General features: G+C 65.9%; 18 protein-coding genes and 1 tRNA gene. 13 read left to right on the top strand and 6 right to left on the bottom strand.

Features of this window, described 5'->3' with window-relative positions; translation table 11 throughout:
• Positions 1 to 297 precede the first annotated feature (297 nt).
• The 6 genes from ERC79_RS03310 to ERC79_RS03285 all read left to right on the top strand — a co-directional run bounded on the left by ERC79_RS03310 (position 298) and on the right by ERC79_RS03285 (position 7328).
• Positions 298 to 660, top strand: a complete 363-nt coding sequence (locus ERC79_RS03310; protein ID WP_131575707.1) for a metalloregulator ArsR/SmtB family transcription factor — start codon at positions 298 to 300, stop codon at positions 658 to 660.
• 65 nt (positions 661 to 725) lie between these two features.
• On the top strand, positions 726 to 1604 hold the full coding sequence (locus ERC79_RS03305) for a hypothetical protein (protein WP_242676734.1): 879 nt from the start codon (positions 726 to 728) through the stop codon (positions 1602 to 1604).
• A 53-nt stretch (positions 1605 to 1657) separates the two neighbouring features.
• Complete coding sequence (locus ERC79_RS03300; protein WP_131575705.1) at positions 1658 to 3547, top strand: phosphoenolpyruvate carboxykinase (GTP); 1890 nt, start codon at positions 1658 to 1660, stop codon at positions 3545 to 3547.
• Between the two features lie 213 nt (positions 3548 to 3760).
• Complete coding sequence (locus ERC79_RS03295; protein ID WP_131575704.1) at positions 3761 to 5494, top strand: SulP family inorganic anion transporter; 1734 nt, start codon at positions 3761 to 3763, stop codon at positions 5492 to 5494.
• Between the two features lie 4 nt (positions 5495 to 5498).
• On the top strand, positions 5499 to 5885 hold the full coding sequence (locus tag ERC79_RS03290) for a DUF5313 family protein (RefSeq protein ID WP_131575702.1): 387 nt from the start codon (positions 5499 to 5501) through the stop codon (positions 5883 to 5885).
• 120 nt (positions 5886 to 6005) lie between these two features.
• Positions 6006 to 7328: an MFS transporter gene (locus tag ERC79_RS03285; RefSeq protein WP_131575700.1), complete on the top strand. Its 1323-nt coding sequence runs from the start codon at positions 6006 to 6008 to the stop codon at positions 7326 to 7328.
• Here the strand turns inward: ERC79_RS03285 and ERC79_RS03280 are convergent, their stop codons facing one another.
• Positions 7329 to 8159, bottom strand: a complete 831-nt coding sequence (locus ERC79_RS03280) for a thioesterase family protein (protein ID WP_131575699.1) — start codon at positions 8157 to 8159, stop codon at positions 7329 to 7331. It lies immediately after the preceding gene.
• Between the two features lie 128 nt (positions 8160 to 8287).
• Between ERC79_RS03280 and ERC79_RS03275 the strand changes: the two genes are divergently transcribed.
• Positions 8288 to 8827 (top strand): TetR/AcrR family transcriptional regulator, encoded by a 540-nt coding sequence (locus ERC79_RS03275; RefSeq protein WP_242676840.1) that lies wholly within the window; start codon positions 8288 to 8290, stop codon positions 8825 to 8827.
• Positions 8828 to 8835: 8 nt separating this feature from the next.
• Here the strand turns inward: ERC79_RS03275 and ERC79_RS03270 are convergent, their stop codons facing one another.
• Positions 8836 to 9681, bottom strand: a complete 846-nt coding sequence (locus tag ERC79_RS03270) for an alpha/beta hydrolase (RefSeq protein ID WP_131575697.1) — start codon at positions 9679 to 9681, stop codon at positions 8836 to 8838.
• Positions 9682 to 9845: 164 nt separating this feature from the next.
• Positions 9846 to 11189: an NADP-specific glutamate dehydrogenase gene (gene gdhA, locus ERC79_RS03265; protein WP_131580679.1), complete on the bottom strand. Its 1344-nt coding sequence runs from the start codon at positions 11187 to 11189 to the stop codon at positions 9846 to 9848.
• A gap of 365 nt (positions 11190 to 11554) precedes the next feature.
• Between gdhA and ERC79_RS03260 the strand changes: the two genes are divergently transcribed.
• On the top strand, positions 11555 to 12976 hold the full coding sequence (locus tag ERC79_RS03260; protein WP_131575695.1) for a DUF4185 domain-containing protein: 1422 nt from the start codon (positions 11555 to 11557) through the stop codon (positions 12974 to 12976).
• A gap of 144 nt (positions 12977 to 13120) precedes the next feature.
• Here the strand turns inward: ERC79_RS03260 and ERC79_RS03255 are convergent, their stop codons facing one another.
• On the bottom strand, positions 13121 to 13549 hold the full coding sequence (locus tag ERC79_RS03255) for a protein-tyrosine phosphatase family protein (protein ID WP_131575693.1): 429 nt from the start codon (positions 13547 to 13549) through the stop codon (positions 13121 to 13123).
• Between the two features lie 85 nt (positions 13550 to 13634).
• On the opposite strand from ERC79_RS03255, the gene ERC79_RS03250 reads away from it, so the two are divergent.
• Positions 13635 to 14591 carry an alpha/beta fold hydrolase gene (locus tag ERC79_RS03250; protein WP_131575691.1) on the top strand — a complete coding sequence of 319 codons (957 nt, stop codon included), beginning with the start codon at positions 13635 to 13637 and terminating at the stop codon, positions 14589 to 14591.
• 12 nt (positions 14592 to 14603) lie between these two features.
• On the opposite strand, the gene ERC79_RS03245 is transcribed toward ERC79_RS03250, so the two are convergent.
• Positions 14604 to 14680: transfer RNA gene (locus tag ERC79_RS03245), tRNA-Arg, on the bottom strand.
• A gap of 41 nt (positions 14681 to 14721) precedes the next feature.
• Entirely contained in the window at positions 14722 to 15684 is a 963-nt protein-coding gene (locus tag ERC79_RS03240) for a LysR family transcriptional regulator (protein WP_131575689.1), read from the bottom strand.
• Positions 15685 to 15931: 247 nt separating this feature from the next.
• On the opposite strand from ERC79_RS03240, the gene ERC79_RS03235 reads away from it, so the two are divergent.
• The 4 genes from ERC79_RS03235 to ettA all read left to right on the top strand — a co-directional run bounded on the left by ERC79_RS03235 (position 15932) and on the right by ettA (position 21748).
• Positions 15932 to 17962 (top strand): cytochrome c oxidase assembly protein, encoded by a 2031-nt coding sequence (locus tag ERC79_RS03235; protein WP_131575687.1) that lies wholly within the window; start codon positions 15932 to 15934, stop codon positions 17960 to 17962.
• A 209-nt stretch (positions 17963 to 18171) separates the two neighbouring features.
• The gene (ssb, locus tag ERC79_RS03230; protein WP_207390415.1) at positions 18172 to 18645 is read left to right on the top strand and encodes a single-stranded DNA-binding protein; all 474 of its coding nucleotides are present in this window, start codon (positions 18172 to 18174) and stop codon (positions 18643 to 18645) included.
• A gap of 112 nt (positions 18646 to 18757) precedes the next feature.
• Positions 18758 to 19891, top strand: coding sequence for a lipase family protein (locus ERC79_RS03225; RefSeq protein ID WP_131575685.1), 1134 nt, complete (start codon positions 18758 to 18760; stop codon positions 19889 to 19891).
• A gap of 177 nt (positions 19892 to 20068) precedes the next feature.
• Positions 20069 to 21748, top strand: a complete 1680-nt coding sequence (gene ettA / locus ERC79_RS03220; RefSeq protein WP_131575683.1) for an energy-dependent translational throttle protein EttA — start codon at positions 20069 to 20071, stop codon at positions 21746 to 21748.
• The last annotated feature ends 18 nt before the right edge of the window (positions 21749 to 21766 follow it).

Genomic DNA, 21766 nt, shown 5'->3' with positions numbered 1-21766 from the left:
GCTCCTTTCGCTGCCAGAACTGGAACATGTTCTTACTATCAGGTGAAGAGTGAATAAGTCGACATTCCAATGGTTTTCGGCTTCTGCGCGGCACCGAGGAACGATGGCCATACTGAATAGTGCAGTAGCGCGGAGCGCCTCCCGCCCGCGCTCACCACGAGCGTCCATCAAGTTGCTAAGATTCGCAAGTAGTGCAGTTCGTGTGAGATGATGCCTTGGGCTTTCAGGCGGCGATCAAGACCCCCTGCGGGGCCGAGGCTGCCGCACGACTCGACGAAGTAGAAGACAGGAGGCGCCGTGGTTGCGAACTCGCGCCAACCGCTCTATCAGATGAAAGCGGACTTCTTCAAGACGCTGGGCCATCCAGCTCGCATTCGCGTCCTCGAGTTGCTCAGTGAGCGCGACCACGCCGTCTCGGAGATGCTGCCTGAGGTCGGTATCGAACCGGCGAACCTGTCCCAGCAGCTGTCGATCCTGCGCAGGGCCGGGCTGGTGACAGGCAGGCGCGAGGGCTTGTCGGTCTCCTACGCCCTGACTTCTCCTCAGGTCGCCGATCTGTTGGCGATTGCGCGAGGGATCCTCACTGGCGTCGTAGCCGGTCAGGCCGAGCTACTCGAGGATCTGCCAGAGACCACCCTGGTCGGCGACGCCGCCAGCTGATCGACGATTCCCCGTCGAGTGAATCGACGCTCACTACTGATTGCGAAATTTCTAATATGCATACCTTGGATGAATGGATGGATATGGTGGCCGACGAGGACGATGACCGCGACATTCGTCGACTCGTAGCCGTGCCAGCGCCGAGGATCGACGTCGCGGTTGTGGCAGTGTGCGCGTCACGCCGCGTCCGTTCTCGGACCGCTCCGCCTCGCTCGCCGTGGGCCGCGATGGAGCAGTACGCGGATCTGATCCGCAAACATGCGCCGATTCGTGTGCTGAGCCTTCCTGTCGCAACAGGGGATGTCCAGGTCGTCGCATCGCGACTCGTCGCCGCGCCGCGGGTATCGGTGGCATTCGTGACCGGTATCGGGGCCCGCGAAAGCTCCCAGATCAAACGAGACGTGGCTGCCTGCGGTGGGCCGTTGATCCTGACCGAACTCGACGCGGTCACAGCCGTACTCGCAGCGACGACGATCTCACTCCTTCGCGGCAGCGGTACCGCACCTCGCTCGGGGCGGGTCGTGGTCAGCGGCCCCGAACACGCGCCTCTTCTCGGCCCGACCTTGATGAAATGCGGAATCGATGAGGTTGCCAACTGGCGCAACAGTGATGCCCATGCGTTTCCCCTGCGACGGTTGATGGAGCGTCACGACGTTCTGATCGATCTCGCCGGCACTGCAGCCGACACGGACGCGCCCGGTCGCACCGTGCGCTGTCCAGCCGACCCCTACCGGTTCGGTCAGTTGGTCGTGCCGGGTCTGATGAGCGCTCTGTGTGGGTACGAGACGCGAGAGGTGACCGCCGAGGTACTCGCCGCCGCAGCGAGGGCGGTGGCACTGACCACACCCCTCGGCCGGGCGCTGCCGGAACCGGGCGACCGGCTCGTCATCCGTGCCATCGCCCGGCAGGTCGGCCGCGTCATCGCCCATCCCGCCGACTGGTAGCAGCACACGAGACTTCGCAGACCACACCCAACGACTTCCGCGAGGAGAACACCGTGACCACACCGCCTGCGACCGGCATCGAGGCCGCCCCGACCACACACGAGGAGATCACGTCCTGGGTCACCGATATCGCGGACCTCACCAGCCCTGACGCCGTGGTGTGGTGTGACGGCTCCGCCAGCGAATGGGACCGCCTGACAAACCAGCTGGTCGACAAGGGCACCTTCGTTCGTCTCGAAGGCAAGTCGAACTCGTTCTGGTGTGCCTCGGACCCCAACGACGTAGCGCGGGTGGAAGATCGCACGTTCATCTGCTCGACGTCGCAGTCCGATGCCGGACCGACGAACAACTGGATGGACCCTGTCGACATGAAGACAGTGATGACCGAGCATTACCGCGGCGCCATGGTCGGCCGCACGATGTACGTGATCGCATTCTGCATGGGACCACTCGATGCCGCCGAGCCGAAGTTCGGTGTCCAGATCACCGATTCGGAGTACGTCGCCGTCTCGATGCAGATCATGACCCGATCCGGCGCGGAGGTGTGGGAAAAGCTCACCACCGGAATCGAATTCGTCAAATGTCTCCACTCGGTCGGGTCCCCGCTGTACTCGGGTCAGACCGACTCCACGTGGCCGTGCGATCAGACCAAATACATCTCGCACTTCCCCGAAGAACGAATGATCTGGAGCTACGGCTCCGGCTACGGCGGTAACGCGCTGCTCGGCAAGAAGTGCTACTCGCTGCGCATCGCGTCGAAGATGGCCAAGGACGAGGGCTGGCTCGCGGAGCACATGCTCATCCTCAAGCTCACCTCCCCCGAGCGGAAAGTGCACTACATTGCGGCCGCCTTCCCGTCCTCGTGCGGGAAGACGAACCTCGCGATGCTCGAACCCACGCTCGACGGGTGGACCGCGGAAACCATAGGCGACGACATCGCCTGGATGCGGTTCGGCAAGGACGGGCGCCTCTACGCGGTCAACCCTGAGGCCGGCTTCTTCGGTGTTGCACCCGGTACCGGGGAGCACACCAACCCCCACGCGATGGCGACTATCGAACGAGGAAACTCGATCTTCACCAACGTTGCCCTCACCGATGATGGCGACGTCTGGTGGGAGGGCATGACAGATCAGCCGCCCGCGCACCTCACGGACTGGCGACGTCAGGGCTGGACTCCCGATACGGGAAGGACTGCTGCGCATCCGAACTCGCGCTACTGCACGCCAATCGCTCAGTGCCCGACCGTCGCCCCGGAGTGGAACGACCCCGCCGGCGTACCGATCTCGGCGATTTTCTTCGGCGGCCGCCGCGCCACCACGATTCCTCTCGTCACTGAGGCCTCGAGCTGGCAGCACGGGGTGTTCCTCGCCTCTACCCTGTCGTCGGAGACCACCGCCGCTGCCACCGGCAAGGTCGGTGTGGTGCGCCGCGATCCCATGGCCATGCTTCCGTTCCTCGGTTACCATGTCGGCGACTACTTCGCGCACTGGCTCGAAATCGGCACGAAGTCCGACCCGGAGAAGCTACCGAAGATCTTCTACGTCAACTGGTTCCGACGTAGCGACGACGGCATGTTCCTGTGGCCCGGTTTCGGCGAGAACTCCCGCATTCTCAAATGGGCGCTGCAGCGGATCGACGGCACTGCGCGAGCCGACATGACACCGGTCGGGAACGTACCCTCTGTAAACGATCTCGATCTGACGGGCCTGCCCGTCGATCCCTCTGCGGTGGCGGCGGCACTGACCGTCGACCCCGACGAGTGGATCGCCGAAACTGGACTGATTGATGAGTGGTTCGCCACCATCGGCGGCAACACTCTCCCCGACGCCCTGCGAGAGGAACTCGCGGCCCTCAAACTGCGACTGAACGGCTCGGACATCCGCGGTTACTCGATCCCGGTGCGCGACCGGGACTTTCGTCGGGTTCGCCGCGCCGAGCAATGAGGCGGCCACAATCGGGGTGGAAACGCCCCCTATGACGAGGCGTGGAGCGTGACACGTCGATCCCCCTCGCTCCACGTCTTCGTGGCCTGGCCTGAGTCGAACCGATCTCGACTTGGGCCAGGTCACACCCATGCTCCCAAACTCTCGCCTCATTAGTTGCTAACATTAGCAATTAGTAAGTTACGAACCATCGGCATACTGAGGACATTGCACATGGCAGAGCCGGGAAACCTGAGTAGGTCTGCGACTACGACCGGTGGACATCTCACCGGTGCCGTTCGGTCGGTCGCCGAGCTCCTGCCTCGGTGGGGTGACTGGAGCCCGGCGATCCGCGCGCCCGGAGCGGACCTGTTGTCGGGTCTCATCGTTGCGCTTGTGGCACTGCCGCTGGCGTTGGGCTTCGGTGTCAGCTCAGGTCTCGGCGCCGCGGCAGGCTTGACGACAGCGGTTGTCGCCGGCGTCGTCGCGGCAGTGTTCGGTGGCTCCCGCTTCCAGGTGTCCGGTCCGACCGGGGCGATGACGGTGGTCCTGGTGCCCATCGTGGCCCAGTACGGGCCGTCAGGGGTTCTGGCGGTCGGTCTGGTCGCTGGAGTGATGCTGGTCGTGCTGGCGTTCGCGGGAGTAGGACGAGCGGTGCGGTACATGCCGGCACCGGTGATCGAGGGGTTTACTGCAGGTATTGCTGTCGTCATCGCCCTCCAGCAGGTCCCCGCGGCCCTCGGGATCGAAGGGGCCGAAGGTGGGAAGGTGTGGCAGAGCGCCTTCGCCGCAGTGCGTCGGTTCGTGGAGAGTCCGTCGATCCTGACGCCGATGGTCGCGCTGATGGTTGCAGTGGCAATCCTCATCGGCGGACGTTACTTGCCGAGAGTCCCGTTCTCTCTCTTGGCGGTCGTTGCCGCGACTGTAGGCGCGCAGTTGTTCGACCTCGATCTCGCACGGATCGGCACCATTCCCTCCGGATTCTCGGCACCGACACTGAGTTTCCTGCACCTGGGTGATCTCACCTCATTGATCGCGCCTGCGCTCGCGGTAGCTGCCTTGGCTGCGTTGGAATCGCTCTTGTCGGCGACTGCCGCTGATTCGATGGCCGTCGGCACCAGACACAACCCGGACCGGGAGCTGTTCGGCCAGGGTCTGGCGAACATCGCCGCGCCCCTGTTCGGCGGAGTCCCCGCCACAGGCGCCATCGCACGGACCGCGGTCAATGTCCGCTCCGGAGCCCGCACCCGGCTCGCGGCCCTGACCCACGCGCTCATCCTCGCCGCCATCGTGTATCTGGCTGCCGGCCTGGTGGCGGAAATCCCGCTGGCCGCTCTGGCCGGCGTGCTGCTCGCCACCACCGTTCGGATGGTCGAGACCGCTTCCGTTCTCGCGATCGCCCGAGCCACCCGAGCTGACACCATCGTGATGGTCGCAACGTTTCTTGTCACCGTCGTCTTCGATCTGGTGACCGCGGTCGCGGTCGGCGTCGGCTTCGCTGCGATCCTCGCACTGAGGGCAGTGGCCAAGTCCGCACGAATCGAGCAAGTACCTCTCGAGGGTGACGACCATATGACCGAAGAGCACGAACTTCTACGCGAGCACATCGTCGCCTACCGCATCGACGGCGCTCTGTTCTTTGCCGCCGCGCACCGTTTCCTCTTGGAACTCGCCGAGGTTGCCGACGTGAAGGTAGTCATTCTGCGGATGTCGCGCGTCACCGCACTCGACGCCACCGGCGCCATTGTCCTCAAGGACGCCATCACGAAGCTCGAACACCGCCACATCACCGTGCTCATCTCCGGAATCAAGCCCGAGCATCTGCGACCGCTGGAAGCTCTCGGCGTGTTTACCACCGCCGACAGCGAGGAGCGGCATGTTTTCGACACGACCCCACGCGCGATCAGCTACGCCCGGATGCTCGTCTTTCCCGACCACCACTACGTCTCCACGAGCACCGAGGACTGACCCGATGCCAACCAGCACCCCCACCCCGACGACCCGCCGGCGTCTCGGTTACCTCGCCGGCCGGACTCTTCCAGCAGACCTACACGACTGGGTGGTCCACGACATCACCGGTACCGGCGCCACCCGCCGGTACGTGATTCGCTGCTTGGTCCCGCTCGTCCCGGTCCTTGCAGGCCTGCTGTTCGTTCCCGGACCGTGGCTCATCCGAATCAGCATGGTCCTTCTGCTGTTCCTGCCGTTCGTGTACTTCCTGCTCGCGCTGAAGAACGTCTACCTGCGTCACCGCCTCGTCAGTCACGGCCTCGATCCCAAACTCCTCGACAAGCACCGGCAGCTTCGGATCGACGAGGAACGCGAGGAGTACGAGTCCCGATACCGGCTCGCTCCCTAGAAGCGCCCCAGTACCACCAGGACGCCACGGGTCGCGGCGAACGCCTCGAGCACTTTCTGTGAGAGTGCTCGGTGTGTTGCCGACAAGAGAACCGGGTCCCGCCGCACTAGGCTCGCGCCCATGAGTACCGGGTTGGCCGGGGAGGCCGCCATCGGACAAGCGGCGACGCGTCGGCAGGTCGCGGCCTGGGGTCTGTGGGACTGGGGTTCGGCGGCGTTCAATGCCGTTGTCCTGACCTTCGTCTTCTCCGTCTATCTCACCGACGCTGTGGGCGAGGACCTGCCCGGCTCGATCTCGGCGAGTACATGGCTGGGCTGGTCGCTCGGCATCGCGGGCTTCTTCATTGCGGTGCTCGCGCCGGTGAGCGGGCAGCGATTCGACGCCACCGGACGTCGCAAGCGTTCACTCGCGGCTCTGACCTTCCTCACCGTGGCCGCGATGGCCTGCATGTTCTTCGTTGTCGATGACTACCGGTACCTGTGGCTCGGGCTGGTCCTGTTGGGCGCGGGTTCGGTGATCTTCGAACTCGCGGGCGTGCCGTACAACGCGATGCTGCGTCAGGTGTCGACTCCGGCGAACATCGGCAGGGTGTCCGGGTTCGGCTGGGCAATGGGCTATTTCGGCGGAATCGTGCTGCTGCTGGTGTGCTACTTCGGGTTCATTGCCGGGGACGGCGACACCCGTGGGCTGCTGGGGCTGACGACCGACGCCGGCCTCAACATCCGGCTGGTCGCGGTGCTTGCGGCCGTGTGGTTCGCGGTGTTCGCGATCCCGGTGCTGCTGACTGTCCCCGAGTTGCCGCGAATCGCCGCCGATACCGGCGCCGCGAAGGCCGGATTCGTCGAGTCCTACCGCGTGCTGTGGCGGGATCTGAAGGAGCTGTGGCACGCCGACCGGCACACCGTCTGGTTCCTGATCGCGAGTGCGCTGTTCCGGGACGGGCTGGCCGGGGTGTTCACGTTCGGTGCGGTGCTCGCGGTCAACGTCTACGGCCTGGCCGCTGACAGTGTGCTGCTCTTCGGAGTCGCCGCCAATGTGATTGCCGCACTGGGTGCCGTTGCGGCCGGACGCGTCGACGACCGCCTCGGCCCCAAGGTCGTCATCGCCGGATCGCTGGCCGCGATGCTCGTCGTCGGGGTCGTGCTGATCGCCGTCTCCGGCACGCTGCTGTTCTGGATCTTCGGGCTGCTGCTGTGCCTGTTCGTCGGACCGGCCCAGTCGTCGTCGCGAACGTTCCTGGCACGGATCACTCCGCCCGGGCGGGAGGGGCAGTTGTTCGGGCTCTACGCGACCACCGGCCGCGCCGTGTCATTTCTCGCGCCGACACTGTTCGGCTTCTTCGCGTGGTGGTTCGGCGCCGACCGGGCCGGCATCGTGGGGCTGCTCGTAGTCCTCGCTGTCGGGCTGGTCGCCCTGCTCGCCGTCCGCTCTCCGGCCAGGTGATCAGGCCTTGAAGTAGACCAGTTGATGGGTGGTGGCGAGCAGGGCTCCGTCACGGCCCCAGATCTCTGCGGACTGGTCGAAGTAGCCGTTCCCGAAGCGCTGGGTACGCGCTGTGCCGAGGACGGCGTTGTCCGACTGTGCGGCGATCGATGCCGAATCGGCGTGGAAGTAGACGGTGAGCGAAATCGTGCCGGCCGGCAGGTAGCGGCCGAGACGCAGGAACACGCGCGGGTAGAAGACGTCGCACAGCGCGGTCAGGGCAGGGAAGTCCAGCGGCCGCGGCGGGGTGTCGCGTACCCACAACGTGGTGGTCGAGTTGGGCTGCTCACCGGCAGTGCCGTCTTCGGGAGCGGGGATGGATCCCTCGACGAAGCGAATGTCGTAGTTGCGGGCCCACGCGATGGCGTCGGGGAACGACTGCGGCGCAATGCTATCCGCAGCGGGTGCGGTCGGCGGTGTGATTTCGGTGGACGACCACGTCTGACGTCGGACGCCGAAGACTGCGGTGGCGGTCGTGGTGACTGCACCGTCCTGCGTGAGCTCGACGTTCCAGTGCTGGGTGGCGCGGTTCGTACGGGTCGGATACGCGGAGACGTCGTACGGGCCGTCGGCGATCGGACCCGCGAAGTTGACGGTCAGGGACAGCGGTTCACCCAGGCACTCGGGATGCTGCATCACTGCTCGCAGCAGCGTGGCCGCGGTGATGCCGCCGAACGGGCCCACCATGTTGGCGTATGCCGGGTCCGTGTGGCCGTGAAACCGGCCCGCATCGAACGAATCGAGTTCGACGGCAACGTCGAACGGGTGCGGTGGTGCGGCGAGCTGGGTCACGATGTCTCCTGGTGGTGGTCGACTGTCCGAATCTAAGTATGACAACATACATAGAACTGCCCGGCAAGAGTTGTGAGGCGATGGTGATGGTGAGACGGCAGGATCCGACGACGGGGCCGCGGGTCGCGATGATCGACAGCGCCGTTGCTCTCATGCGCGAGCGGGGTGTGGCCGCGACTTCGTTCGCGGACGTCCTAGCGCACAGCGGGGCCCCGCGGGGCTCGATCTACCACCATTTTCCAGGCGGCAAGTCCCAGCTCGTGGCGGAGGCCACCCGGTCGGCCGCCGCGTACCTCGGCCGGGGGATCACCCGCGTGCTCGGGACCGGCGACACCGTCTCTGCGCTCCGGGCCCTCGTGGACCTGTGGCGCCGCGGGCTCGAGGCCAGCAACTACGAGTCGGGGTGCCCGATGGTGGCGGCCGCACTCGGGACCGAACCTGGTGCCCGGGACGTCGCCGGAGCAACGTTCGCAGAGTGGCGCGACCTCATCGCCGCCAGTCTTGTCGAGGACGGAGTCGCCGAGGCGAGGTCGGCGTCGCTGGCGGTGCTTGTCGTCAGCGCCCTCGAGGGCGCACTGGTGCTCGCGCAGGCTCAGGGTAGCTCCGCCCCGCTCGACGCGGTCGTCGACGAGCTCGAGGTGCTCTGCCGGGCAGCCCGTCCGAACTGACGGCCCGCTCAGCTGAGTGCGACGCGGGCCAGCACGGCGTCGGCCAATGCGTCCGGGTTCTCCTCGGGAATCCAGTGGCTGCCGCCCTCCAGTACCACGAAACGATAGGGCGCATCGACGAATTCGCCGCAGCGGCGTGCGCCGGCCGGGCCGAGTGCGGGATCGGCGGTGCTCCACACATAGGTTGTGGGAACGCGCACCGGCGGCAGATCGCTGAGGTCGGGCGCCATCGCCCGGTACCAGTTCATCGCGGCGGTCAGTGCGCCCGGCTCGGCCAGCAGGCGCACGTGCGTTTCGACGAGGTCGGGATCGTTGTCGTGGCCGAACATCGCGCGCAGTCGACGGGAATCATCCTCGAGTAGAACAGCTTCGGCCTTTCCCTCGGTGCGGAGTAGGCCGATGTAGCCGGACCGGCGTTGCTGGTCGGCGTCCTCACGCAACGCCCAGCCGAACGCTGTCGGATGCGGCACCGACACCGCGGTGAGGCTGCGGATTCGGTCCGGGTGTCGGCCGGCCACCTGCCATGCGACGGCAGCGCCCCAGTCGTGTCCCACCAGATGTGCGGATTCGAGACCGAACGCGTCGAGTAGGCCGATGACGTCGCCGACCAGATGATCGATCCGGTAGTCCTCGACGGCCACCGGTCGGGCACCGGGGGAGTAGCCGCGCTGGTTCGGCGCAATCACGCGCAGCCCCGTTGCGGTCAGGCGCGGGGTGATCGGACGCCATGACGCCGAACTCTCCGGGAATCCGTGCAGCAGAACGATCGGCACCCCGTCGTCCGGGCCGGCGACGGTGACGTCGAAGGTCAGGTCCTCGAGGGGTACCTGCACGGTGCGCGAGTCGTCAGTCATTGGCACACCGTAGCCGGATCGCAACGCGCGCGGGTTTCCAGCCGCCCATGCTGTCCACGACCAGGTGCAAACTGGTCCTCGGGGGAGCATCGAGACCCGGTCGAGAAACGGCTCGGGCCCGGCATCACATGCCGGGCCCGAGCCGTTTGGAGACTGGGAGACGATCAGATGACACCCATGGCGAACATGGCGTCGGCGACCTTGACGAAGCCGGCGATGTTGGCCCCGTGCACGTAGTCACCCGGCTGGCCGTACTCGGCAGCGGTGGTGATGCAGCGCTCGTGAATGCCCCGCATGATCTTCGACAGGCGCTCGTCGGTGTACTCGAAGCTCCAGGAATCGCGCGAGGCGTTCTGCTGCATCTCGAGTGCGGAGGTGGCGACACCACCGGCGTTGGCAGCCTTGCCGGGAGCGAAGGAGACGCCCGCGTCACGGAAGACCTTGATGCCCTGTGGCGTGGTGGGCATGTTCGCGCCCTCGGCCACGGCCTGCACGCCGCACGCGACGAGCTTCTTGGCGGCGTCCTCATCCAGCTCGTTCTGGGTGGCGCAGGGGAGTGCGACCTCGCACTCGACGTCCCAGATCGAGCCGCCCTCGACGTAGGTGGCGTGGGGAATCTGGTCGGCGTACTCGCTGATGCGGGCGCGCTTGACTTCCTTGATCTCCTTGAGCAGTTCGACGTCGATGCCCTTGGGGTCGACGACGTAGCCGGCGGAGTCGGAGCAGGCTACGACCGTGCCACCGAGCTGATGGATCTTCTCGATCGCGTAGATCGCGACGTTGCCGGAGCCGGAGACGACGACCTTCTTGCCCTCGAGGCCAGCGCCCTTGGCGGCCATCATCTCGGCGACGAAGTACGCGACGCCGTAGCCTGTGGCCTCGCGGCGGACCATCGAGCCGCCCCAGGTGAGGCCCTTACCGGTGAGGACGCCCGACTCGTACGAGTTGGTGAGGCGTTTGTACTGGCCGAACAGGTAGCCGATCTCGCGGCCGCCGACGCCGATGTCACCAGCGGGCACATCGGTGTACTCACCGATGTGGCGGTGCAGTTCGGTCATGAAGGACTGGCAGAAACGCATGACTTCAGCCTCGGAGCGACCTTTGGGGTCGAAGTCCGAGCCACCCTTGCCGCCGCCGATGGGCAGCCCGGTGAGGGCGTTCTTGAAGATCTGCTCGAAGCCGAGGAACTTGACGATGCCGAGGTTGACGCTCGGGTGAAAGCGCAGCCCGCCCTTGTAGGGGCCGAGCACGCTGTTGTACTGGACGCGGAAACCGCGGTTGACGTGCACGTTGCCGTTGTCGTCGGTCCACGGCACGCGGAAGATGATCTGGCGCTCGGGCTCGCAGAGTCGCTCGATCAGACCGGAATCGGCGTAGCGGGGGTGATGCTCGAGGACCACATGCAGAGATTCGAAGACCTCGGCTGCTGCCTGGTGAAATTCGGGCTCGCCGGCATTGCGCAGCAGGACCTGCTCGTAGATCTCCTCAACGCGGTCGCGTACAGACAACATTCACCTACCTGATTCCGTGAGAACTTATTCATCTTTCCGTTACATAATAGTCTGTAGCCGGCCTACGCTTCGACGATTACCTGGGCGAAGTGAGATTGGCCACGTGTGGAGCGGGTGTCCCAGTGAGGGTGCGCGCCAGTGCTTGTGTCTGCCGAACGGGGACCGTGTTCCCGGTCGTGGGTGGGCGTGATTTCCTGGGCTGAGTCTCAATTTTCACAACAATCACATAAGTAACACCCAAGTCTTGACCAATTCGTGCTTTGCTCCTTGATCAATGCACGTTGACAGGTGCACATGTCCGGGGGGATCAGCGGTTGGGCCACGCTCGGACGACATCCCGACCAGCTGGAAGGAATCGGTCTGTGAGAACAGTGAATCGTCGGTGGGGTGCGGCGCTGTCCGCCGCGGCGGTGACCGTCGGACTCTCGGTTGCCGTGGCGACGCCCGCAACGGCAGTCGGTGGCCCATGTGGGCAGGGAGGAAACGGCAGTGCGGGAAGCGCGGGGCTTTCCGGGAGCTTGGGCAGCCTGAGTTCGGGCAGCCTCGGCAGTGCGACGGGTTCGATGATGAACTCACTTCCGTGGATCACCGGTTCGCCCAACGGCGCACTTCCGGTGTTGACCGGAAGAACGAAGGCCCTGGAGATGGTCACCGGGCCGGGGAGCCCTAACAAGAGCATCGAGCGATTCAGCGTTTCGGGCACCGATCTCGGCATCATGTGGGACAACGGGAAGACCGGCGAAGACCGCGCCGCCATGATGCTCTTCGGCGACACCGTCGGCGACTGCGATCTGCCCGGTGACCAGTGGCGCAGCAACGTCCTGTTCCGCAGTAGTGACACCGGCCTGGCCGACGGCATGCGGATCGACGACTCGCCGCTGGCTCCGGCACCTCCGAACTTCTCCAAGCAGGTCATCAAGGGTCTGATCTCCAATGGGCCGGGCGAACCGTTCAACCCGGAGTTCACCGTGATTCCGACCGGCGGTGTCGCGGTGGACGGCGTGCAGTACGTGCGCTGGATGTCCGTCCGATCGTGGGATACCCCCGGTGAGTGGACCACCAACTACTCCGGACTCGCGATCTCCACGGACAACGGCGACAATTGGACGACGGACATCGCCACGGTCCGCGTCAACATCCCAGTGCCCGGTCTCCCGGCGGGCGTTCCGGCCCTGTCCTCGGAGAACGCCAACTGGCAGATGAGTGCCTTCGTGCCGGACCGCGGTGACGGGTACGTCTACGAGTTCGGAACCCCTTCCGGGCGTTCCGGTTCCGCGCGCCTGGCTCGTGTGCCCGCCAACCCAGCCGATATGGTCGATCCGAGTAAGTACGAGTACCGGACGGCGACCGGCTGGTCCCCGAACATCGCGGATGCGGTGACGGTAATCGGCGGGGCGGTGAGTGAACTCTCCGTGCAGTGGAATCCCTATCTGAACAAGTACGTCGCGATGTACACCGATCTCCAGGGCCTTCGGATCCGGCAGGCGGACAATCCGTGGGGAGGCTGGAGCGGCGCGCAGACCCTGATCGGGTCCGCTACGTTGCCGTCGCAGTACGGCGGCTTCATGCATCCGTGGTCGAACACCGGCAACGACAAGAATCTCTATTTCGTGCTGACGACCTGGGACAGGTACAACGTGATCTATATGCGCACGGATCTGAGTGGCATGAAGATGGCGTCGACCGATGTGATCGATCGTCCCGACCCGGCGATCACGGGTGAGCAGAAGCTCGAGGGCTTCGAGACGCCGGAAGGGTTCGTCGAGACCGTAGACGGCGAGTGAATATCCTGACTCTGTAAACGAGCGTGAGCGTCCCGTCCCCGGGTATTCGGGGGCGGGACGCTTGCGTTGTGCGCACTCGCCGCTGTTTCGGGCGCGCGAGTAGAACGCAAAGTGAGAAAATCGCGGGAAAAATGTCGGGTAGGTCTATCGGAACCGGGCGACGAATCGGCGTTGCCACGGCATTTCGACGGCACGTCGGGTGTAGTGCTCGCGAACGAATTCCACAGCATCGCCAGCGGCGATGCCGTCCAGAACGGCGAGGCATGCCAGCGCGGTCCCCGTCCGTCCGTACCCTCCACTGCACGCGATCTCGACACGTTCGGTCTCCGAGCGAATCCGCGCTTCCTGCAGTGCATCCCGTAGTTCATCGGGATCCGAGGGTAGCCAGAAGTCTGGCCAGCGAATCCACCGGGACTCCCACCCGGTGGCAGGCGGCTCGCGGTGCGTCAGGTACACCGCAAAGGATGGTGGCGGATCGCCGGGGAACGGCCGCCGCAGGCCCCTGCCGCGAACGCATCGGCCCGACGGCAGGCGCAGTAGCCCGACGGTGTTCGGATCCCACATGGTCGTCATCCTCTGGTCTTGTCGGGTTTCATACCCGGAACAGTATGTGGGTGTTAGGTTTCCACTGGAGGAAGGTCGATCCAGGGGGAGCCTGATGCGTAAGTCATTCGTCACTGTCACGCTCGCCGCGCTGGCGCTGGTTTCCCAGGTTGCCATATCGCCCAGTGCTGCCGCCGATCCGCTACCGGTCCCGCACAACTTCTTTGACGGTATCGGGCTGGAGGTGGCTGATCCTGGGGGTTCGATACCGGGATCGAATGACTGGACGTGCAAGCCGACCGCGACGCACCCCGAACCCGTTGTCCTGGTGCACGGAACCGGCGCCAATAGGCAAACCAATTGGGCCACTTACGTTCCGCTGCTCGAGAACGAGGGCTACTGTGTGTTCGCGCCTACCTATGGCACGCGGCCCGGATCGACGTGGCCGATGAGTGCCTTCGGTGCATTGCTTCCCCTGCAGCAGAGCGCTGAACAACTCGCCGATTTCGTGGACGAGGTGCTCGCGGCCACCGGCGCGCGCAAGGTGAACATCGTCGGGCATTCGCAGGGCACGCTGATGCCGAACTACTACGTGAAGTTCCTCGGCGGTGCATCGAAGGTGGACAAGTACGTGTCGCTCGCGCCGCTGTGGGGTGGAGCCGGTGCATTCTGGGCTGGGGAAATCACCGCCTTCGTCAAGCAAAACGGGCTCGGGCCGCTGCAGGAGCAGACGTTCGGCACTCTATGTGCGTCCTGCCTCGACATGGCACCGGGAAGTGATTTCGTCGAGAAGATGAACGAGGGTGAGTTGTACGCCCCCGGCGTCGCGTACACGAACATCGCGACTCGGTATGACGAACTCGTAGTGCCCTACACCAGTGGGTTGGTGCCCGGACCGAACACGACGAACATCGTGGTGCAGGACCAGTGCCCGCAGGATTACTCCGAGCACGCGGGGCTGGCGGCGTCTCCCGTGGCCGCGGCGCACGTGCTCAATGCGCTCGATCCGGAGCACCCGCGTCCGGTTCCCTGCACGGTGATCGCGCCGTTTACTGGCTCGCCGGTTGGATGAGCCTGTTCGTATTGGTGCCCCCGGCAGGAATCGAACCTGCGACCTAGAGATTAGAAGGCTCTTGCTCTATCCAACTGAGCTACGGAGGCGCGGGCAAGAGCATACCTGCTGTCTCGAGGTGAACCGTGAATCAGCTCCAGAGCGTCACCTGCATCTTCGGCTTGAAGTGCGAAACCTCGACGCCGGTGCCGCGGATCATGGCCTGGGTGCAGCGTGGGGAACTGACGAAGTGCAGCAGCTCGGACGCCACCGGCTGTAGGTGCTGGTGCGGCAGGGTGGTGGTGCACCAGTCGTCGGCGGTGCGCAGGTCGGGGCCCTCCACGCGGCCGAGGTTGCCAGCTATGAGGTCGTCGTTGACGGCGAAGCCGAGTGCGAGCGTCAGGGCGTCCGAGCGTCGCACGGCATCGACGGCTGCGGCGTCGCTCTGGAAGATCCGCTGCCGGTCACGTGGGATGCCGAGTGCACGCAGCATGCGCCGCATCACGCCGTCGCCGTCGCCGTCGGCCGCCGACGGCCCGAGGAACCACTGCTGTTCGCGTATCCGGGGGATCGACGGTCGCGTGCGTGCCAGGGGGTGGTCGGGACTGCAGACTGTGAGTACCTCGTAGTGCAGGAATGGGTGCACCCGCAGGGGTTCGGCGGATCCGGCGATGCGCGGACCCAGGGCAATGTCGACCGTGCGGGCGGTGATCAGACTCGCGAACTGGCGCACCGGGTTCACGCTTAGTTCCACCACCAGGTCCTTCGCGCGTCCGGCGAACTGGTCGATCAACCCAGGCGCGGCGTGCTCGGCGAACAGCGGCGACGCCGCCAGCCGCAGTAGCCGTCGTCCGTGGCCCGCCTGACTGACCTCGAGTGCGGTTTGCTGCTGCAATCCCAGGATCTCCACGGCGCGGCTGGCGAGCCGCAGTCCACCCGGCGTGAACACCAGACCGGAGGGTCGACGGTGGAACAGCGAGTCGTCGAGTTCCTTGCGGAGTTGGGCGATATGCATCGAGACACCCGAATCCGTCATGCTTAATTCCCGGGCCGCCGCTCGAACCGATCCGAGCCGCACCACCGCGGAATAGGCTCGCAGTTGAGCGGGTGTCACGGATTCGAGGGTACGTCCCCGCAAAGATCGACATCCGCGAATCAACCGGTCTCACCTGCGGCGACGTCCGGGGCTGGAGGCATGCATACCCTGCGCGGCGTCTTGTCCGGTCTGCTCGATATCTGGCGTGACGGCGACACCGCCGAACCGGGCGCGGTCGTCACCTGGGAGACCGGGGACACGGCCACGGACGAGCCGGGCAGAGGGGTAAGTCCGACGCAATGTCGTAGGTCCTACGCTGGTGGGTATGGCAACACCCGTGCGCGAGCAGTCCGATCACGCTCCCGTCAGTTCTCCCAGCGCCGGTTCGACCGTCGTCTACGCAGTCAGTGGGGTCCTCGCTGGACTGGTCGCGGCGCTGGTCGTGGCGCTGTCGGCGTCCCAGGCGCTGGTGCTGATGGGGATCCCCGACCCCGGTCCCTTGACCACGTACGGGCTGCCCGCGCTACGGGCAGTGAGCGAGGTGGCCGCCGTCATCGCGGTCGGCTCGCTGCTGTTCGCGGCGTTCATGGTGCCGCCGCAGAAGTCGGGTGTGCTCGACGTCGATGGTTACCGCGCGATCCGTACCGCCTCGGCCGCAGCCTTCGTGTGGGCGGTCTGCTCGGCGATCCTGGTCCCGCTGACACTGTCGGACACGTCCGGTCAGCCGTTCTCGGAGTCCGTGAAGCCGGCCAACCTGTTCTCCGCGATCGGGCAGGTCGAGACTGCCGTCGCCTGGCAGTGGACCGCGATCCTCGCCGTCGTGCTGGCGATCCTGTCACGGATCGTGCTGCGCTGGTCGTGGACTCCGTTCCTGTTGGCGCTCAGCGTCGCGACGATGATGCCTCTCGCAGTCACCGGGCACTCCTCGTCCGGCGGTTCGCACGACCTCGCGACGAACAGCCTGATCTGGCACCTCGTCGGGGCCGCGTTCTGGGCGGGTGGGCTGTTCGCGCTCCTTGCGCACGCCCGCCGCCGTGGCGCGTACACCGATGTTGCTGCACGTCGGTTCTCTTTCGTGGCGACCATCTGCTTCGTCGCGATGGCACTGAGCGGAGTGATCAACGCGCTCGTGCGGCTGCCGATCGGTGACCTGTTCACCACCACGTACGGCCGCCTGATCGTCGCCAAGGTCGTCGCGCTGGTCCTGCTGGGTGTGTTCGGTTGGATACAGCGCCGCCGGGCGCTCCCCGCGCTCGCGGCCGATCCGGAATCTCGCGGCGCGCTCATCCGGTTCGCCGGTGCGGAGGCGCTCGTGTTCGCCGCGACGATCGGCATTGCGGTCGGGCTGGGCCGCACCCCGCCGCCTCCGCCCGCCTCGCTGCCGACGCTCACCGAGGTCGAGCTCGGCTACAACCTGAACGGACCTCCGTCGATGGTGCGTTTCCTGGTGGACTGGCGCTTCGACCTGATTTTCGGTACCGCCGCGATCGTGCTCGCGGTCCTGTACATCGTCGGCCTGAGGACGCTTCGCAAGCGCGGCGACAGCTGGCCCGTGGGACGCACCATCGCGTGGCTCAGCGGTTGCGCGGTGCTGTTGATCGGCACCTCGTCGGGCGTCGGCCGATATGCCCCGGCGATGTTCAGTGTGCACATGGGCGCACACATGGCGCTGTCGATGCTGACGCCGGTGTTACTGGTGCTCGGCGGCCCGTTCACCCTCGCGCTGCGGGCGATGCGTCCGGCAGGTAAGGACGGCGTGCCGGGGCCCCGCGAGTGGCTGCTCGCGTTTCTGCACAGTCCGATCTCACGTTTCCTCACCCAGCCGCTCGTGGCGTCGGCGCTGTTCGTCGGCGGTTTCTACGCGCTGTATCTCGGGGGAATCTTCGGCGCGAACGTCGACAGCCACACCGCACACCTGCTGATGAACCTGCACTTCATCCTCAGCGGCTACCTCTTCTACTGGGTCGTGATCGGCGTCGACCCGTCCCCGCGGAAGCTACAGCCGATCACCAAGCTGGCGATGGTATTCGGCTCGTTGCCGTTCCATGCCTTCTTCGGCATTGCGCTGATGAGTATGGGCGAGGTGATGGGCGGGACGTTCTATCGGTCGCTGGGGCTGGGCTGGAATACGGATCTGCTCGAAGATCAGCGACTCGGCGGTTCCATCGCGTGGGCCACGGGTGAGATGCCGCTCGTCCTGGTGATGTTGGCGCTGCTGGTGCAGTGGTCGCGCAGCGACGAGAAGACCGCCAAGCGTGTCGACCGCGCTGCCGAACGCGACGATGACGCGGACCTGGCGGCGCACAATGCGATGTTCGCAGAGCTGGCCCGCCGCGACAAGGAAGCCGGTCTATAGCACACCTCTCGGACGGAAACAGCCCTCCAGGCCTTGTCGATCGGGAGGTTGTGGACGGAACTTCGGTTCATCCACAGTTCGCTCCGGGCCCGGATTTTGGTCCGCAGACAGGGCATCGTCGAACGCACCGCTCCATCCGGGCGGTGCGTTCGCCGTCGAGGGGGACGCCCGGGATTCGGCAGACGGTCTGCGCCGTCGAGGGGGACGAGATGTACGAAACGCACGGCACCGTGGTGGGCACGGTCATCACCGATCCGGTCAAGCGGGAGACCACGACCGGCGAGGAAGTGATGAGCTTCCGAATGGCGAGCAACGTCCGCCGACGCGATCGGGAGTCGGGGGAGTGGATCGACGGCGGCACCCTCTACCTGACGGTGAGCTGCTGGCGCCGGCTCGTTCAGGGGGTGGGGGCCTCGCTCATGAAGGGCGACCCGATCATTGCGCACGGCGAATTGCGCACCAACGAGTACAAGACGCGGGATGGTGAGCCGCGCTCGGACCTCGAGATGAGGGCCAGCTCGGTGGGTCCGGACCTGGCGCGCTGCACTGCCAAGCTCGACCGCTCAGGGAAGCTGCGCAGCGCGGTATCGGACGACGCGGGCTCGGCGGCCGGGGAGCCCGACGAGCACGGGGAAACGGCGGGGGAGGACGCCGGGGATCTCGAATCCGCTTTGGCGGGATAGCGCAATCCTGCAGTTCACCCCTGGACGGATGCCGTTGTCTGCGAGGGTGATCGCAGGCTCGAGCAGACGGTGTTCGGGGCCCGACTACGCGGAGCGACTACGAGGAGGGGCTATGGCGCGCGGGATTCTGCGTCGATCGGTAGCGGTACTGGCAGCGCTGGCGGCGGCGCTGCTCACCCCCGTCACGGCGGCGGCCGACGGTCCTCCCGTCGGGTCGGAGCCTGGACGAGTGGAGTCCGTGGAGCCACTGCCCGCAGAGCTCGGGCTGCCAGGCACCGCGCAGTCGTACCGGCTCACCTACTCGACTCGGGACGCCGCCGGGCGCCCCTCGTCGAGCTCCGGTGTCGTGTTCGTCCCGGCGGGCTCGGCGCCCGCGGGCGGGTGGCCGGTGATTTCCTGGGCGCACGGCACCGTCGGCCTCGGTGACGCGTGCGCGCCGTCGCGGAATCCGCGTACTCCGCGGGACGCCACCTACCTTGGCCACTGGCTCGGACAGGGCTACGCGATTGTCGCAACGGACTACGCGGGGCTCGGAACCCCGGGCGTACACCCATACCTCGACGGTGTCGCGGCGGCGCACAGCGTCGTCGACATGGTGCGCGCCGGCCGGGCCGTGGTGCCTGAACTCTCGCCGCGGTGGATGGTCGTCGGACAGTCCCAGGGCGGTCACGCCAGCCTGCTCACCGCGCACATGGCTACGCGGTATGCGCCCGAGCTCGACTACCGCGGTGCCGTCACCACCGGTGCGCCGTCGAATCTCGAGAATGTGTACCCGTTCGGCGGACCCTGGATCCCGGACCTGGGACTTGACGGGCTCACCGTGTTCACCAGCTACATCCTCGCGGGCATGCGGGCGACGATGCCGGGTATCGACGTGAACAGCTACCTCACCCCGCTAGGGCGGCAGACCGTGGATGCGGCCGAGACCCTTTGTTACGAGGCTGCGGCGGAGACGGTGAGGGGCGTCTCGGTGGGAGCGCTGCTGAGCCGGCCGCTCGGCGACGAGCCCTTCCGCAGCGCACTCACCGCGTACCTCGGGGTGCCGACCACCGGATACGACCGGCCGATGTTCCTCGGCCAGGGCCTGCTGGACACTGTGGTGCCGGCGCCGCTGTCTTTCAAACTGATTGTCGATCTCCGCCTGGGGGGTACCGATGCGACGTACCTGAACTACCCGACCGACCACAGCGGGACGATGGCGGCGTCGTTGCCGGACTCGACGCCGTTCGTCCGTCGGCTGCTCTGACCTCCTGCCGGTGACGGAAACCGCCCGTCGACGAACAGGTTGTGGCCGCGGCGGTGTACCGGTGTCGTTCTCGATCACGGGACGAGGGCTAGCGTGAGGCGCGGTAGGCTGGCATGCGAGTCGTACGTTCTCGCAGCCGGTGAGCTGCGCATTTCCGTTCCAGATTGGAGCCTTTGGGTGGCTGAGTTCATTTACACGATGAAAAAGGTGCGCAAGGCACATGGCGACAAGGTCATCCTCGATGACGTCACCATGAGCTTCTACCCGGGCGCCAAGATCGGTGTGGTGGGCCCGAACGGCGCCGGTAAGTCGAGCATCCTGAAGATCATGGCCGGGCTGGACCAGCCGGGTAACGGCGAGGCGTTCCTCGCCCCGGGCGCGACCGTCGGCATCCTCATGCAGGAGCCGCATCTCGACGAGACCAAGACTGTCCGCGAGAACGTCGAGGAAGGCCTCGGCGAGACCATGGTGCAGCTCAAGCGATACAACGAGATCGCCGAGCTGATGGCCACCGACTACTCCGACGAGCTCATGGCAGAGATGGGTGAACTCCAGGAGAAGCTCGATCACGCCGACGCGTGGGAGATCGACTCCCAGCTCGAGCAGGCCATGGACGCGCTGCGCTGCCCGCCGCCGGAGGAGATGGTCACTCACCTGTCCGGTGGCGAGAAGCGCCGCGTAGCGCTGTGCAAGCTGCTGCTGAGCAAGCCCGATCTGCTGCTCCTCGACGAGCCCACCAACCACCTCGACGCCGAGTCGGTGCTCTGGCTCGAGCAGCACCTGGCCGCCTATCCGGGCGCCATCCTCGCCGTCACCCACGACCGGTACTTCCTCGACCACGTCGCACAGTGGATCTGTGAGGTCGACCGTGGCCGCCTGCACGGCTACGAGGGCAACTACTCCACCTACCTGGAGCAGAAGGCCGCCCGTCTCGAGGTACAGGGCAAGAAGGATCAGAAGCTGCAGAAGCGCCTCAAGGACGAGCTCGCGTGGGTCCGCTCGGGCGCCAAGGCCCGGCAAGCGAAGAACAAGGCCCGCCTGGACCGCTACGACGAGATGGTCACCGAGGCCGAGAAGCATCGCAAGCTCGATTTCGAAGAGATCCAGATCCCGACCCCGCCGCGCCTGGGCAACGTGGTGGTCGAGGTCTCGAACCTCGACAAGGGGTTCGACGGTCGCATGCTGATCAAGGATCTATCGTTCACGCTGCCGCGCAACGGCATCGTCGGTGTGATCGGCCCCAACGGTGTCGGTAAGACCACGCTGTTCAAGACCATCGTCGGGCTCGAGGAGCCGGACTCCGGCACCGTCAAGGTCGGCGAGACGGTCAAGCTCAGCTACGTCGATCAGAACCGCGCCAACATCGACCCGACGAAGAATGTGTGGGAGGTCGTCTCCGACGGACTCGACTACATCGAGGTCGGCCAGAACGAGATGCCCTCGCGCGCGTACGTGAGCGCGTTCGGTTTCAAGGGCCCGGACCAGCAGAAGCCGGCGGGCGTGCTCTCCGGTGGTGAGCGCAACCGACTGAACCTGGCGCTGACCCTCAAGGAGGGCGGCAACCTGATCCTGCTCGATGAGCCGACGAACGACCTCGACGTCGAAACCCTCAGCTCGCTCGAGAATGCACTGCAGGAATTCCCGGGCTGCGCCGTCGTGATCTCGCACGACCGCTGGTTCCTGGACCGCACCTGCACGCACATCCTCGCCTGGGAAGGTGCCTTCGGCGACAATGAGGCGGCCTGGTACTGGTTCGAGGGCAACTTCGAGGCGTACGAGGAGAACAAGGTCGCGCGGCTCGGAGCCGACGCCGCTCGCCCGCACCGGGTCATGCACCGCAAGCTGACCCGGGACTGACGTCCGCGGATCGAGATC

The organism is Rhodococcus sp. ABRD24, assembly GCF_004328705.1.
GTDB lineage: Bacteria > Actinomycetota > Actinomycetes > Mycobacteriales > Mycobacteriaceae > Prescottella.
The sequence above is the reverse complement of the archived record's forward strand: the minus strand, read 5'-3'. Positions and strand labels throughout refer to the sequence as shown.

Bases quoted from the DNA above. Each gene is read 5' to 3' on its own strand.
- ERC79_RS03235 (WP_131575687.1), top strand. From the start codon at position 15,932: ATGGCAACACCCGTGCGCGAGCAGTCCGATCACGCTCCCGTCAGTTCT.
- ERC79_RS03255 (WP_131575693.1), bottom strand. From the start codon at position 13,549: ATGACGACCATGTGGGATCCGAACACCGTCGGGCTACTGCGCCTGCCG.
- ERC79_RS03225 (WP_131575685.1), top strand. From the start codon at position 18,758: ATGGCGCGCGGGATTCTGCGTCGATCGGTAGCGGTACTGGCAGCGCTG.
- ERC79_RS03270 (WP_131575697.1), bottom strand. From the start codon at position 9,681: ATGACTGACGACTCGCGCACCGTGCAGGTACCCCTCGAGGACCTGACC.
- ERC79_RS03285 (WP_131575700.1), top strand. From the start codon at position 6,006: ATGAGTACCGGGTTGGCCGGGGAGGCCGCCATCGGACAAGCGGCGACG.
- ERC79_RS03290 (WP_131575702.1), top strand. From the start codon at position 5,499: ATGCCAACCAGCACCCCCACCCCGACGACCCGCCGGCGTCTCGGTTAC.
- ERC79_RS03250 (WP_131575691.1), top strand. From the start codon at position 13,635: ATGCGTAAGTCATTCGTCACTGTCACGCTCGCCGCGCTGGCGCTGGTT.
- ERC79_RS03275 (WP_242676840.1), top strand. From the start codon at position 8,288: ATGATCGACAGCGCCGTTGCTCTCATGCGCGAGCGGGGTGTGGCCGCG.
- ERC79_RS03295 (WP_131575704.1), top strand. From the start codon at position 3,761: ATGGCAGAGCCGGGAAACCTGAGTAGGTCTGCGACTACGACCGGTGGA.
- ssb (WP_207390415.1), top strand. From the start codon at position 18,172: ATGTACGAAACGCACGGCACCGTGGTGGGCACGGTCATCACCGATCCG.